Annotated in this window: 12 protein-coding genes; 11 read left to right on the forward strand and 1 reads right to left on the reverse strand. The window is 55.6% G+C overall.

The genetic code is table 11. The features are described from left to right. The first annotated feature begins 84 nt into the window (after nucleotides 1-84). The 5 genes from P9292_RS32550 to P9292_RS32570 all read left to right on the forward strand — a co-directional run bounded on the left by P9292_RS32550 (nucleotide 85) and on the right by P9292_RS32570 (nucleotide 4,692). Nucleotides 85-1,707, forward strand: a complete 1,623-nt coding sequence (locus tag P9292_RS32550; RefSeq protein ID WP_309963069.1) for an amidase — start codon at nucleotides 85-87, stop codon at nucleotides 1,705-1,707. Between the two features lie 54 nt (nucleotides 1,708-1,761). Next, complete coding sequence (gene nthB / locus P9292_RS32555) at nucleotides 1,762-2,472, forward strand: nitrile hydratase subunit beta (protein WP_309963071.1); 711 nt, start codon at nucleotides 1,762-1,764, stop codon at nucleotides 2,470-2,472. A 12-nt stretch (nucleotides 2,473-2,484) separates the two neighbouring features. Beyond that, entirely contained in the window at nucleotides 2,485-3,099 is a 615-nt protein-coding gene (gene nthA, locus P9292_RS32560) for a nitrile hydratase subunit alpha (protein ID WP_309963073.1), read from the forward strand. 10 nt (nucleotides 3,100-3,109) lie between these two features. After that, entirely contained in the window at nucleotides 3,110-3,481 is a 372-nt protein-coding gene (locus tag P9292_RS32565; protein WP_309963075.1) for a nitrile hydratase accessory protein, read from the forward strand. A 218-nt stretch (nucleotides 3,482-3,699) separates the two neighbouring features. Further along, nucleotides 3,700-4,692 (forward strand): HoxN/HupN/NixA family nickel/cobalt transporter, encoded by a 993-nt coding sequence (locus P9292_RS32570; RefSeq protein WP_309964254.1) that lies wholly within the window; start codon nucleotides 3,700-3,702, stop codon nucleotides 4,690-4,692. A 158-nt stretch (nucleotides 4,693-4,850) separates the two neighbouring features. On the opposite strand, the gene P9292_RS32575 is transcribed toward P9292_RS32570, so the two are convergent. Further along, nucleotides 4,851-6,407 (reverse strand): amidase, encoded by a 1,557-nt coding sequence (locus P9292_RS32575; RefSeq protein WP_309963077.1) that lies wholly within the window; start codon nucleotides 6,405-6,407, stop codon nucleotides 4,851-4,853. Nucleotides 6,408-6,719: 312 nt separating this feature from the next. Between P9292_RS32575 and P9292_RS32580 the strand changes: the two genes are divergently transcribed. From P9292_RS32580 to P9292_RS32605, 6 genes are all read left to right on the forward strand, one after another. Next, nucleotides 6,720-7,943 (forward strand): transporter substrate-binding protein, encoded by a 1,224-nt coding sequence (locus P9292_RS32580; RefSeq protein WP_309963079.1) that lies wholly within the window; start codon nucleotides 6,720-6,722, stop codon nucleotides 7,941-7,943. A 33-nt stretch (nucleotides 7,944-7,976) separates the two neighbouring features. Then, nucleotides 7,977-8,843: an ABC transporter permease subunit gene (locus P9292_RS32585; RefSeq protein ID WP_309963081.1), complete on the forward strand. Its 867-nt coding sequence runs from the start codon at nucleotides 7,977-7,979 to the stop codon at nucleotides 8,841-8,843. Continuing rightward, the gene (locus P9292_RS32590; RefSeq protein WP_309963084.1) at nucleotides 8,840-9,967 is read left to right on the forward strand and encodes a branched-chain amino acid ABC transporter permease; all 1,128 of its coding nucleotides are present in this window, start codon (nucleotides 8,840-8,842) and stop codon (nucleotides 9,965-9,967) included. The genes P9292_RS32585 and P9292_RS32590 overlap by 4 nt, the downstream gene beginning before the upstream one ends. 11 nt (nucleotides 9,968-9,978) lie before the next feature. Beyond that, nucleotides 9,979-10,695 (forward strand): ABC transporter ATP-binding protein, encoded by a 717-nt coding sequence (locus tag P9292_RS32595; protein WP_309963086.1) that lies wholly within the window; start codon nucleotides 9,979-9,981, stop codon nucleotides 10,693-10,695. After that, nucleotides 10,692-11,414: an ATP-binding cassette domain-containing protein gene (locus tag P9292_RS32600; RefSeq protein WP_309963088.1), complete on the forward strand. Its 723-nt coding sequence runs from the start codon at nucleotides 10,692-10,694 to the stop codon at nucleotides 11,412-11,414. Before P9292_RS32595 ends, P9292_RS32600 begins: the two co-directional genes overlap by 4 nt. Nucleotides 11,415-12,030: 616 nt before the next feature. After that, nucleotides 12,031-13,557, forward strand: coding sequence for a CoA-acylating methylmalonate-semialdehyde dehydrogenase (locus tag P9292_RS32605; protein WP_309963090.1), 1,527 nt, complete (start codon nucleotides 12,031-12,033; stop codon nucleotides 13,555-13,557). Nucleotides 13,558-13,623: the final 66 nt, after the last annotated feature.

A 13,623-nucleotide genomic window follows, 5' to 3' on the forward strand; every position in this document is an offset into this window, starting at 1 on the left:
GCTGATTCTGGCTTTCCCAGTCAAATTCTTATGGCGTTAGGGGGCAAGCACTTCCAAAATTGGCTTCGTAGCATGGTGATAAGGATGGTGAGCAAAGGTTCTCCACCGCTTCCGCTTTCATCATTTACTACGTTTTGCGAGGTTCAAGTGAACGCCCGAAGCTCCAAAAGTGCCGACCTCAAGCAGTCCAGTGCGGCAAACATCCCGGCTCCGAGCCGAGAGGATGTTCTCAAGATTTCCCGTGACCTAGGCTTGGGCGTGAGTGAAGCAGACGCCGGCTTTTACGCAGATGTTGTCGCAAATAGTGTGAAGAGTTACGACACCGTGTTTGCGATTGCCGCGGAAGGCGCTCCCATGCCGCCTGCCGGACGTGACTTCACGACACCGCCCGCAGCGGAAAACAGGAACAACGCCTGGTATGTGCGTTCAAGCATCGTCGAAGGTAAGGGCAAGCTGAGCGGCCGGCGCATTGCAATTAAGGACAGCATCCCCGTTGCTGGGCTGCCGATGTTGGCAGGCTCGAACATCTTCGAGGGCTATGTCCCGGAGTTTGATGCGGAAGTTGTGCGGCGCATTCTTGCCGAAGGCGGTGAAATTGCAGGAAAAGCTCATTGCGAGTATTTGTGTTTTTCTGGCAGTAGCCATACGAGCGTAGCTGGTCGTATTCACAATCCGTGGGCAGAAGGCTTCTCGTCCGGCGGTTCGTCATCGGGCTCCGCTGCGCTGGTCGCAACCGGCGAGGTGGATATGGCCTTAGGAGCGGACCAGGCGGGCTCAATTCGCATGCCGGCGTCCTTCAGCGGCATTGTCGGACTGAAACCGACTTATGGTTTGGTTCCATATACTGGCATTGCTCCGCTCGATGCCTCCTTCGACCACGTCGGCCCGATGACGGCAACCGTTGGTGATGCAGCGCTTCTCTTGAGCGTCATCGCTGGACCGGACGGGAGCGATGCCCGACAGCATGGCGTTGAACCTGCTGACTATGAAGCCGCGATGGCGCAAGGGGTCAAGGGCCTGCGAATTGGGGTATTGAAAGAAGGTTTCGAAGTTCCTGGCAGTGACCCTGCGGTAGGCCAGCGTGTCCTTAGTGCCGCGAAGGTCTTGGAAAAACTTGGTGCGAAATTGGTCGACGTCTCCGTCCCACTTCACGTTCACGGCTTCGATATCTGGACGTCCATCGGTTGGACTGGCATGACGGAGACTGTCCTCAAAGGAAACGGCTTTGGCATTTCCAGAAACGACCAATATCCGCTTTCGATGATGGAGTGGGCGCGTGACCATGCAGGCGGCATCGACCAAGCCCCGCCAAGTGTCAAGCTCTTCTTCGTCATCTCCGAATACGCTAAGCGTCACATTGGATACCTCGGCTATGCGAATGGCATCAATGCGGGCCGTGTACTTCGTCGCAAATATGATGAGTTGCTTAAGGACGTAGACCTGCTCCTCATGCCGACGACTCCAATGACCGCACTGCCGCTGCCGGACGAATCCACATCGATTGAGACCGAACTCAAGACGTCTCATCCAATGGCGCTCAATACGTCGCCGTTCGATTTCACACACCACCCTGCGCTGACGCTTCCCTGCGGAGGCGTGAACGGTATGCCTGCTGGTCTCATGCTTGTCGGCAGGCACTATGACGAGAGCAGCATTTTTCGGGCAGCGAAAGCGTATGAGGCCACCGGCGAAGGTGCGTTTCGGTAAATCGTTGGACCAACAGGACCTCTAGCCAGAGGCCATCCACGACTGGAGAAAAGCATGATTGGAATCCATGACATCGGCGGTCACCACTTCCGTAACCCAATCCAGACAAAAGATGACGTGGTTTTTCACGAACCCTGGGAAGGACTAACGTTTGGGTTGCTCCTGGTGGCGGGGACGCAAGGCAGTTGGGCTCTGGACGAGTTCCGGCACATTATCGAGCAGATGCCGACGGCTGACTATCTGCAGACGCCGTACTACGTGCATTGGCTTGAGGCAATCGAGGAATTGTGTGTCAGGGATGGATTTGTGACGCGCGACGAAATCAATGCGAGGCAATCGTTGGTCAGAGAAGGGAAGCCTTTGCCTGACCTAAGTGGCCTGAAAATCGACCCTGCAGTCGTCGAGAAGTTGAGGGAAGGTGCCAAAAAAATCGCTTACGTGGGCCTTGGCGCACGCCGCGACGACCAGCCCCAGAACTTCTCAGTTGGTGACCGGATTCGGGCGCGAATGGCGCCTGTGCCAGGTCACACCCGACTACCCCGCTTCATCTGGCACAAGCCGGGCACCGTCGTCGCGTATAGCGGCACCTATCCGCTGGCCGACACCATGGCACATCGTAAAGGCGAAAACGCGCAGCCCACATACGCGGTGCGGTTCGAGGGCAAAGACTTGTGGGGCGATGACGCGGAGCCCAATACGAGCGTGACCATGGACCTTTACGAATGCTACATGGACCGGGAAACCGCGCCCGCTGCTGCTGCATAACCGGAGAATGAAATGAGCGAACACGACCACCATCATCACCATCCACACTCGCCGACTGAAGGCGAGGTAAGAGCACGCGCGCTCGAGTCTCTGCTTCGCGAGAAAGGCGTTCTGCAGGGTCCGGTCATCGATGAAATCATCGACACTTACACGAACGACATTGGCCCGATGAACGGCGCTCGGGCTGTGGCAAAAGCATGGGTCGACCCGGAGTTCAAGAAACGCCTGCTTGAAAACGCGACGAAGGCCGTCGCCGAACTTGGCATCAGCGGCATGGAAGGCGAAAACCTCGTTGCCGTTGAAAATACCGAGGATGTCCATCACGTCATTGTGTGCACGCTTTGCTCGTGCTATCCGTGGCCGGTGCTCGGTCTTCCGCCGCGTTGGTACAAGGACGCGCCGTATAGAGCGCGCGTTGTCCGTGAGCCGCGCAAAGTATTGGCGGAATTTGGCACGACCGTGGCGGACTCAAAGCCTGTCAAAGTCCTCGATAGCAACGTCGAGGTGAGATATTTCATCATCCCCCAACGACCGCAAGGCAGCGAGAGCCTCTCGGAGGAAGCGCTTGCGAAGTTGGTCACTCGCGATTCGATGGTAGGCGTGACTGTCCTGCCGGCGGTTGCTTAGGAGCGGGAATATGGAAGCAAATTTTGTTTCATGCGCGACTGATACCGCCGGTGCGGAACTCGACCGTAATGTCACTGCAATGACGGGCGAGATTGCGATGCCGCGAGCGAACGGTGAACTGGTATTTGACGCACCGTGGCAAAGCAGGGCCTTTGGAATGGCTGTGAGCTTATCGAAAGCGGGTTATTTCACCTGGGAAACGTTCCGTGGAGAGCTTGCCCGCGCCATACAGGAGCATGGGCAAAACGGCGTGGACGAGTATTACCATCGTTGGCTCGATGCGCTTGAGAAATCGATGGCGCGCAGCGCGCTTATCGACCAGGACGCTCTTCATGCGCGAGAGGATGAGTTTCGCGACGGCACACGCGACGAAGTGTTTTAGAACCCACAGTCACTACCTTTCACCGAGCGTCACTTCGACAGGCCCGAAGTATCTTCTGCGTGGCTAACTTGAGGCCGAGGGGATGTCATCCTCTCGGCTGCTCAGTGTTGTCATCGGGCATGCCGACTTGAAAAAAACAAGAGGTCTAAGTGTTCAAACAATCTTTCTCGAGTTTGCATGCCGTGAGTGGTGACGGCCTACGTGCACGGGTCGTGGCGATGATTTGCTTAATCGTTGCCATTAACATTATTGCCTGGATATATGCAGCACTAGCACTGCATTCTCATCCATTGCTGCTTGGGACAGCGCTTCTTGCGTACACCTTCGGATTGAGGCATGCAGTCGATGCGGACCATATCGCGGCAATCGACAATACGACGAGAAAGCTTATGCAGGCTGGTCGGCGGCCTGTTTCGGCGGGATTCTTCTTTGCCGTGGGACACTCGACGATAGTTATCCTGCTCTCAGTGGGCGTGGGGTTTGCAGCGTCGTCGATTGAAGGGCATTTCGACCAACTCAAAGCGGTTGGCGCGGTGATAGCGACGTCGGTCTCTGCGACATTTCTTCTCGTCTTGGCAATTGTGAATGTCCAGATTCTTTACTCGGTTATCCAAACGTTCAGACGGGTGAAGCGTGGAGAGACGCTCGTCGAGGACGACCTCGATATTTTGATGAATAAGAGTGGAATGCTGAGCCGAGTGTTTCGACCGCTTTTCAGACTTGTCACGCGAAGCTGGCACATGTTTCCCATTGGATTCTTGTTCGGTCTGAGCTTTGACACCGCCACTGAGGTGGCTCTGTTTGGCATATCGGCGGCTCAGGCAGCGAAAGGCATGTCGATGGAAACGATTTTGGTTTTCCCTGCACTTTTTATGGCCGGAATGACCCTGGTCGATACGGCGGACGGCCTTCTTATGCTGGGCGCTTATGGCTGGGCCTTCCGGCGCCCGGCGCGCAAGCTCTTCTACAACATCACAATAACCTTCGTGTCGGTGGTTGCAGCGGTCTTAATTGGCGGTATCGAAGTGCTCTCGCTTTCAGCTCAGCAATTCCAACTCAAGGGTCCGTTCTGGGACTTCATTGGACGAGTCGCTGACAATTTCGGAGTTGTTGGTTACTTGGTAATCGGACTATTCGTGGTCAGCTGGCTTGTGTCCGTCGTTGTCTATAAAATGGGAAAATACGACGATATGCCGGTGAAAATCAGCTAGTTTCCCGCGAACGGCACCCTCTGTCAGATGTCGATGACCCGTCATGTGCGAGCTTGCGAACGCCATCTGACTGAACGGCCAGATGGCGTTTGTTTTAGGCGCCGCGCTAAAGTCCAAAGGTTACTTTGTCGGTTTCGAATCCTGTCGAAGACACGAAGTCAGGCTTCCTTCCAGTCTCCGAGTGACTCGAAAGCTGCCGAGGCGGCAATGAGAGTGTGCTCATCAAAATGCCGTGCGGTTAGCATCATGCCAACGGGCAGGCCGTCGCGTACGCCGCAAGGCACGCTAATAGCCGGATGACCAGTAACGTCAGCAACAACCGTGTTTCGGAGCTGGTCAAGTGCGTTCGCAACAACTGTACTCGGCAAATCATCACGGTGAGCCATGGGAGTGGCGCGATGCGGCGTAGTTGGACAGGCGATGATGTCGTATTCGGCAAGCATTGCGTTGTACGCATTTGTGACGATGTGCCTGGTGTTCTGAGCCTTTGCGTAGTAGCGGTTGAAATAGTACTTGCGCATGTATTCCCCGCTCAGAAGAACGCTTAGGACTGTGGGCGGAAGGTCATGCGGGCGCGAGTGTAGGGCACGAGCGAGGTGTTCGCCCATCGATGTGTTGTACCACCCATGCCAATTCGTACCCAACCCGTGACCGTTTAACATGAATGCACACGACCCTTCTATGGCAATAGCGGTCCATATTGGGAATCCGTCGAGATGCTGCGGTATGGAGACTTCTTCAACTTTAGCTCCCAATGAGCGCAGCTTCTCGATGGCCGCGCGAACACACTCGTCGACTTCCTTTTCCGAGGAGATGAGCCCATAGTGACTGTTGTCCTGACCGAACCCCTCCTTCAATACGGCAATCCTCAATCCGTCCACACCGCGTTTTAAAGCAGGTAAGTAGTTGGTATCAAAGCCCGGAGCGATTCGACCTTGTTGCCGCGGGTCTTCTCCATCGTAGCCGGCAATAGCGCTCAACAGCTTTGCGATTCCTCGGGTGGAGCTTGCCATTGGCCCAACGTGGTCTAGCGTGGCTTCAATCATCGCGCAGCCGGTATAAGGAACGAGGCCAAAGGTCGGCTTCAATCCGTAGCAACCAGACAGTGCGGCAGGCAATCTGATGGAGCCGCCTTGGTCACCTCCAATCGCGAGGTCGACCTGTCCCTGGCTAATAAGGACAGCGCTCCCGTTCGACGAGGCACCGGGGTTGTGGTCAGGCTTCCATGGGTTCCCGACCGGCCCGTAGCTGCACGTCATGCCTCCCGCCGAGAAAGAAAAATCTTCGCAGTTTGCTTTGCCCGCAATGACTGCACCTGCATCTAACATTCGTGTGACGATGGTCGCATCCACTTCTGGAACATACCCCTCCAGCAGCTTCGAGCCGTTCATCATCGGCACCCCCGCGACGCATACGGTGTCCTTTACGGCCACCCGTTCGCCCGCCAGAAGTCCTTCCTTAGCACCAGTAATCTCGCATCGCCAGTACCACGCGTTGAGCGGATTCTCTTCTTCGGAGGGACGAAAGCCTGGTGTGCGAGCGTACTTGACTGGGAGTGTTCGCTCAACAAGTTGGTCGATGCGACGGTAGGAATTGAAGGTTGTAGCCATCATGCCAACGTAGTCGGTCGCGAGCTCTACGCTCAATTCGAGACCGCAATCTTTTGCAATCGCCTGCAGTTGACCGACCGTAGGAAGTTCTGGACCTTGCGACATTGTCTGACCTCGTCGAATTAGCGATTAGGGAACCGTCAAGCGGTCTCCCGCCTGACAGTGGTAGCGCCTCCCCAATCTAGACTGGCCAAAATTCGGGCTGTTGACCGTCGCAGACAATCTACTAGCACGTGAGCGACAGCGCTGTTCTTTGTGAAAAATCTCACGGGAATATGACGCGTTGTCCGTCACAGTCAATGCACGTGACGTTGTTTGCCAAGAAACGCCAATTTCTGAACCTTAAGCTGCACTCAATGCTGAGTCGCTTGACCTCAGCGACGGCTGAAAATTGGCGCTATTTCTGGAGAGAAGAAGATGAATCGTCGTTCGTTTCTGAAGACGTCGGCAGTCTCGCTGGCTGCAGCTGGTTCGGGGTTTCCACTGGTTGTTAGCGCAGCCGATGAGATTCTTGTCGGGGGCTTGCACGACATGTCGGGCGGGATTGATATCTATGGTAAGCCGATGGTCGACTGTTTGACCTTTGCCATCGAAGAGTGGAACGCTAAAGGCGGCCTTCTCGGCAAAAAGATTCGATTTATCAACTATGACACGCAGTCGAACATGCAGTTGTATGCGCAGTATGCGCAACAGCTGGCTCTGAAGGACAAGGTCGCGGTCGTGCAGGGCGGCATTACATCGGCGTCGCGCGAGGTCGTACGGCCTGTGCTAGACCGATATCGAACACTTTACTTCTACAACCAGGAATACGAAGGTGGGGTCTGCGACCGAAACATTTTCGCCACCGGAGTGACGCCCGCACAGACTGTCGCCAAGCTCGTTCCGTACGCAATGAAGAAGTGGGGCAAAAAGATTTACGTCATTGCTGCCGATTATAACTACGGGCAAATCACCTCGCAGTGGATTAAGAAGTACGCGCAAGAGAACGGTGGCTCGGTCGTCGCCGTGGATTTCTTCCCACTTGATGTGACGAACTTCGCATCCACGATTTCGAAGATTGAATCTGCCAAGCCAGATATGGTCGTCTCGTGTTTGGTTGGTGGGTCGCACATGTCGTTTTATCGGCAGTGGGCTGCTGCAGGCATGCAGAAGAAGATTCCGTTGGCCTCGACTACGTTTGGTATCGGCAACGAACAGCTTGTGCTCTCACCCGCCGAGTGTGATGGGTTCCTTCTCGCGTACAACTATTTTGAGTCTGCCGAAAATCCAGTTAACAAGGCCTTCAAAACCAACTTCAGGAAGCGCTTTGGGGCTAATTATCCCAACGTCACCGAACTCGCGATGAGTGCCTATCAGGGCTTCAATCTTTGGGCCTTAGGTGTGGTGAAAGCCGGGACAGTAGACCGTATGAAGGTCATCGAATCACTCGAAACGGGCATCACCTTCGACGCACCCAGCGGCAAGATTTCCATTGACCCGGGTACGCATCACTGTATTCAGAATGTGAGCATCGCCGAAGTGAAAGAACATCAATTCAAGGTGCTTGAGTCGTTCCCGGCACAGCCTCCGAGTGACACAAGTGCTGTTTGCAACCTTATCAAGAATCCACAAGACAATCGTCAATACACGATTAAGTTCTGATGTGAGTTTTGACTTCCGATAGAGAGGCATGAGATGGACCTTGTAGCTGTCGTTTTCATACAGGTGCTATTTGCGATTGCAAGCCTAGTGATTGTTTCCGCTGGTCTTGCGGTCGTCTTCGGCATGATGAAAGTCATCAACCTAGCTCATGGCGAATTCATGATGTTGGGCGCCTACGCCGTCATCGCTGCGATGCGGCTTGGCATCAACATCTGGGTCAGCATTTTCATCGTTGCGCCGATTTGCGTCGCGGTCATTGGTGTCGTTCTCGAGCGCCTTTTCATCCGTCGGCTATACGGTCGCATGGTTGACACGATGCTAGTCACCTGGGGACTATCTCTTCTTCTCATCGGAGTCGTTACGGCTCTCGTAGGCAATACTACCGAGGGCATATCAGCGCCGCTCGGGAGTTTCTCCGTAGGCTCTTACTCGGTCAGCAACTACTCGCTCGTTATCATCGCTGTCGCAGTCTGCATCGCCGTCGCGCTGAGGCTGTTGCTTGTGCGGACGTCGGTCGGACTGATTGCGCGGGGAACGATGCTAAATCCCGAGATGGCTGGTGCCTTGGGTATCAACCCGGGCATCGTGTATTCCGGAACCTTCGCCCTCGGAGCAGCGTTGTCCGGCCTAGCCGGTGGACTTCTGGCGCCGCTCACAGGCGTTGTTCCGACAATGGGTGGCGCTTTCGTAGCAAAGGCGTTTATCACGGTGATTGGCGGTGGCGCCTCCATTGTGCTGGGACTGGTCAGTTCTTCTGCCTTGTTCGGCACGGTGAACCAACTTGCGACGTTCTGGACCACACCAGTTTTCGGTGAAGTTGCCTTGCTTGTGGGCGCCATTGTGATGCTGCGTCTTCTCCCGCAGGGCATTACCGGTCGGTTTTTCAAGGGGGCGTTATGAACTCAGTACTGAAGGCGAAGAGCCGCCTAATCCCAACGGCAACCACGGTTGAAAGGTTTTCCAAGTCGTGGAAGAGTGCAGCGCTTACGTTGTGTGCCGGCGGTGTCCTCATGTTCGCACTGCCCCATCTTCTCGACGATTTCGCCTTGGTCCAGATGACGGTGTATGTGGTGATGGCAATACTTGCTGTTAGTCTTGGATTTATCTGGGGATTCGGCGGAATTCTTTGTTTCGGTCAGTCAGCGTTCTTCGGCATCGGCGCATACACCTATGCCGTTGCAGTCACGAACATTGGCGACAGTACTATCCCGCTAGCACTCTCCATACTTGTACCAGCAGTCTTCGCGGCAATACTCGGATATCTGATGTTCTACGGGCGATTATCCGATGTCTATATGGGCGTCATCACGTTGACGGTGACCCTCATCCTGTTCAACGTGATGAATTCGACCGCCGGTCCCGAGTGGAATGTTGGCAAGGCGTCGCTGGGTGGATTCAACGGAATTCCTGGAATCTCGACACTCAATGTCCCGGGCAATCCTGACGACATCATTGGACCGCAGGGCATCTTCTACATTTCGATGGGCTCGCTCCTCCTTGTTTACTTTCTCTTGCGTTGGCTCATCGCAAGCAAAGTCGGGCGCGTCATCGTTGCCGCGAAAGAAAATGAACAGCGCGTGCTTCTGCTTGGGTACGACTCGCGGGCTTACAAGCTCGGAACGTTCGTAATCGGGGCGGCCATTGCTGGGCTGGCTGGATGTCTTTTTGCCAACTGGGGAGCATTCACCAGCCCCACGATTTTCGGGCTGTCGCAGTCGGCCCAGATAATCATCTGGGTCATCGTTGGCGGTCTCGAAACCCTTGTTGGTCCAATCATCGGGTGCATCGCGATTCAATGGTTGACAACACAGATTGGTGCCCAACAGGTAGTAAATTCAAACCTCGTATTGGGCGCGGTCCTAGTTTGCTTTGTCCTTCTGGTGCCTAGAGGCATCGTTCCAAGCGTCGGTAAGTTGGTTGACTTGGCGCTGATTCCGTTCAAGCGGCGAGCGGGTAGTGCGCGAACCGACCTTGAGAAGCAAAATGGTCCCGCCACGTCGGACGTGGCAAATGTGGACCTCTAGAGGATGAAGAGATGACGCCACTTATTGAAACCAAGGGTCTCAACGTTCGTTTTGGCGGTGTCCATGCGACGAAAGACGTGAACTTCAAGCTCGAAGAGCAGGAGCTTCGTTGCGTTATCGGACCAAATGGTGCCGGGAAGAGCACGTTCTTCAAGCTGCTCACAGGTCAGGTCAAGCCGACCTCCGGAGAAATCCGCTTCCGCGGCCGTGATATCTCGGCCATGCAACCCCATGAGCCCGGGCGACTCGGCATTGGCATCAAGACTCAAGTCCCGAGCCTCTGCAATGGGATGACCGTATGGGAGAACGTCTGGATAGCTGCGAGGAGGACGAACACCCCGCACGAGACCGACCGCATTACAGCCGAAACGCTCGAGCGAGTCGGGATGCTCGAATTCTCCGATGCGATTGTTGGCCTGTTGGCTCACGGTCAACGGCAGTGGGTTGAACTCGCCGTCGTTATCGCGGGTGACCCACCTCTGATTCTGCTGGACGAGCCCGCGGCTGGAATGAGTGACGCGGAGGTCGAGCGGACGGCACAACTTATTTTGGAAATCAATCAGCGGCACGCGCTGGTTGTGGTCGAGCATGACATGAGCTTCATCCGAAAGATTGCCAAGAAGGTGACGGTTCTCCACCAGGGCGCAATCATCCGGGAGGGCACGCCTGAAAGCATTATGAGCGACCCCTTCGTCCAGCAAATCTACCTCGGGAAGAAACCGCAATGAGCGACATGACTAATTTGCTCGAAGTGAAGGGTTTGCGCGCGGGCTACGGTTCCATTCCCGTGCTCTTCAACATGGATTTCTCCGTTCCAGAGGGGGCATCGGTCGGTATCCTCGGGCATAACGGGATGGGGAAAACGACTTTCCTGAAAACGTTGATTGGCGCCCTGAAAGCGACTGCAGGCGAAATCACCTTGGCGGGGGAGGACATCACTCATTTGAAGCCGCACGAACGAGCGCGTCGCGGCCTCGCATATGTTCCGCAAGGTCGAGGCTTATTCTCAACGCTTACGTCCTACGAGAACCTGCGTCTTGGTGCTTATAAGACCGGAGAGAACGCGGCTAGCGCCATCGATGACACTCTTAAATACTTCCCGCGGTTAGAAAGGTTGATGGACCGTCAGGGTGGCTCGCTGTCTGGTGGAGAGCAGCAACTACTTGCGCTGGCGCGGGCGCTTATCGGCAACCCAACCATTCTGCTGCTCGATGAGCCAACCGAAGGTATTCAGCCTTCTATCATTGAGGAAATTGCGGAAACGCTCGTTGCATTGAGGTCCGAGCGGGGGCTTGCCATCGTGCTGGTCGAGCAGAATCTCGACTTCATCGCGGCTGTTTCTGAGAAGGTACTGGTTATCCGACGAGGACAGTTTGTTGGTGAGATTCCTCGAGAGCATCTCACGGACCTTGACATCGTCAGTCAATACGCCGGCGTTCACGCATAGCCGATTTTCGCTCCGCTAACGAGTCAAGCGTCGTCGTCCAAGCATTCATTTGAGTCACCCGCGGCGTACGCCAGCCGTAGGGTGACTGCCGGCGCTGGAAAACCTGGTCTGACCCAGCCGACACGCGGCTCGTCTGAGGGCGCGAGACAAGACTCGTCTGCCCCGGGGCGCTCGCTAGAAAGCCGCCGCACCTTTTCCCACTAGCCCCACCTCATCTGGTTTGCTCAATCCATCCGCCTGGCTGGTCCCAGGCCTGTCCTTCCCTATCCGACACCTTACGCACATGCCGCGGAGTGCGCTTGTGCGATTTGCGCACAACCATTGCAGAGATAGGCACTTTTTTTTTGCAGGTATGCGGCAAATAATGGTTTCACGCTGACTGGCGAACCAGATGCAGAAGCCAAAGAGGTTTGGTAGCGCAGTAGTAGTTTGCCGGCGAAGCGCTGGAGTCAAGGCAACCGGAGCGGTCTTATCGACGCATTGAGGTGTTGCGGAGGTCGACGCACACCAAGCATCTCAAAGACGGAAGACCGGAGGAGACACCGGGCTGACTGAATCTTATGCCTGCGCGGTGCTCAGCGTAGACAGTTTCAACCATCCAAATCAGGCTTGAACTATGAACAACCCGAAAGACGCTGTGCAGAACGTTGTGTCCACCGCGAAGCTTCTGATTAACGGCGAGTTCGTCGAATCGAAGACGAACGAGTGGCGCGACATCATCAACCCGGCAACGCAGGAAGTCATTGGCCGCGTTCCTTTCGCGACTGCCCAAGAAGTCAACGCCGCTATTAACTCGGCGCACGAGGCCTTCCAGACCTGGCGAAACACGTCGGTCGGCGCCCGCATGCGCATCATGCTCAAGTATCAAGCACTCATCCGCGAAGATTCTTCGCGCATTGCGAAGCTGCTCAGCGCGGAGCAGGGCAAGACCGTTCCTGATGCAGAGGGCGACATCTTTCGCGGGCTCGAGGTTGTGGAGCATGCCGCATCGATTGGGACGCTTCAACAGGGTGACTTCCTTGAGAACGTGGCAGGCAAGGTCGACACGTACACGCTTCGGCAGCCAATCGGTGTGTGTGCCGGTATCACCCCGTTCAATTTTCCAGCAATGATTCCGCTGTGGATGTTCCCCATGGCGATTGTGACCGGCAACACCTTCGTTCTCAAGCCGTCAGAGCAAGACCCGCTGTCCACGATGGCGCTGGTCGAACTCGCTATTGAAGCTGGTGTGCCGAAGGGCGTCCTGAACGTAGTTCACGGTGGTAAGGACGTCGTTGACGCGCTTTGTACGCACGAGCACATCAAGGCCATCTCGTTTGTCGGCTCCACTGCTGTGGGTACGCACGTCTATCGTCTGGGAAGCGAGCACGGCAAGCGTGTGCAGTCCATGATGGGCGCGAAGAACCACGCTGTGGTCCTTCCGGACGCTAACCGCGAACACACGCTCAACGCGCTGGCCGGCGCCGGTTTCGGTGCTGCCGGTCAGCGATGCATGGCTACTTCGGTCATCGTGCTTGTCGGGAAGACGCAGGAATGGCTGCCGGACCTCGTCGAACGTGCGAAAACGCTGAAGGTCAACGCGGGTCATGAGGCTGGCGCCGACTTGGGCCCGTTGGTTTCGAAAGCTGCAAAGAACCGTGTCCTCGAGCTGATTCAAAGCGGCGTGGATGAAGGAGCAACCCTGTTGTTGGACGGCCGAGATGTGCAAGTCAAGGGCTATGAATCCGGTAACTTCATCGCACCCACGATTTTCTCGGATGTCACGACAGACATGCGAATTTACCGTGAAGAGATTTTCGGCCCCGTGCTCGTCGTATTGACGGTTCCGACGCTTGATGACGCTATCGCACTGGTCAACAGCAATCCGATGGGCAACGGTGTAGGACTGTTCACTCAGAGTGGTGCTGCTGCACGGCATTTCCAGAGCGAAATCGATGTAGGCCAAGTCGGTATCAATATTCCGATTCCGGTGCCGGTCCCGTACTTCAGTTTCACGGGTTCCCGCGGCTCCAAGCTTGGCGACCTCGGTCCGTACGGTAAGCAAGTCATTCAGTTCTATACGCAGACGAAGACGGTCACTGCGCGTTGGTTCGACGACGCCACGGTGAACGACGGAGTGAACACAACGATTTCGTTGAAGTAAGAGCTGCCGCGCGTACGTGAGGAGAAGGATGCTTAGTATGCGCGGCCATTCAACCTAGGGAATCGA

The sequence above is a fragment of the Caballeronia sp. LZ001 genome (assembly GCF_031450875.1).
Lineage (GTDB): Bacteria > Pseudomonadota > Gammaproteobacteria > Burkholderiales > Burkholderiaceae > Caballeronia.

Coding starts and splice junctions, on each gene's coding strand:
- P9292_RS32550 (WP_309963069.1), top strand. CDS start 85: ATGGTGAGCAAAGGTTCTCCACCGCTTCCGCTTTCATCATTTACTACG.
- nthB (WP_309963071.1), top strand. CDS start 1,762: ATGATTGGAATCCATGACATCGGCGGTCACCACTTCCGTAACCCAATC.
- nthA (WP_309963073.1), top strand. CDS start 2,485: ATGAGCGAACACGACCACCATCATCACCATCCACACTCGCCGACTGAA.
- P9292_RS32565 (WP_309963075.1), top strand. CDS start 3,110: ATGGAAGCAAATTTTGTTTCATGCGCGACTGATACCGCCGGTGCGGAA.
- P9292_RS32570 (WP_309964254.1), top strand. CDS start 3,700: ATGATTTGCTTAATCGTTGCCATTAACATTATTGCCTGGATATATGCA.
- P9292_RS32575 (WP_309963077.1), bottom strand. CDS start 6,407: ATGTCGCAAGGTCCAGAACTTCCTACGGTCGGTCAACTGCAGGCGATT.
- P9292_RS32580 (WP_309963079.1), top strand. CDS start 6,720: ATGAATCGTCGTTCGTTTCTGAAGACGTCGGCAGTCTCGCTGGCTGCA.
- P9292_RS32585 (WP_309963081.1), top strand. CDS start 7,977: ATGGACCTTGTAGCTGTCGTTTTCATACAGGTGCTATTTGCGATTGCA.
- P9292_RS32590 (WP_309963084.1), top strand. CDS start 8,840: ATGAACTCAGTACTGAAGGCGAAGAGCCGCCTAATCCCAACGGCAACC.
- P9292_RS32595 (WP_309963086.1), top strand. CDS start 9,979: ATGACGCCACTTATTGAAACCAAGGGTCTCAACGTTCGTTTTGGCGGT.
- P9292_RS32600 (WP_309963088.1), top strand. CDS start 10,692: ATGAGCGACATGACTAATTTGCTCGAAGTGAAGGGTTTGCGCGCGGGC.
- P9292_RS32605 (WP_309963090.1), top strand. CDS start 12,031: ATGAACAACCCGAAAGACGCTGTGCAGAACGTTGTGTCCACCGCGAAG.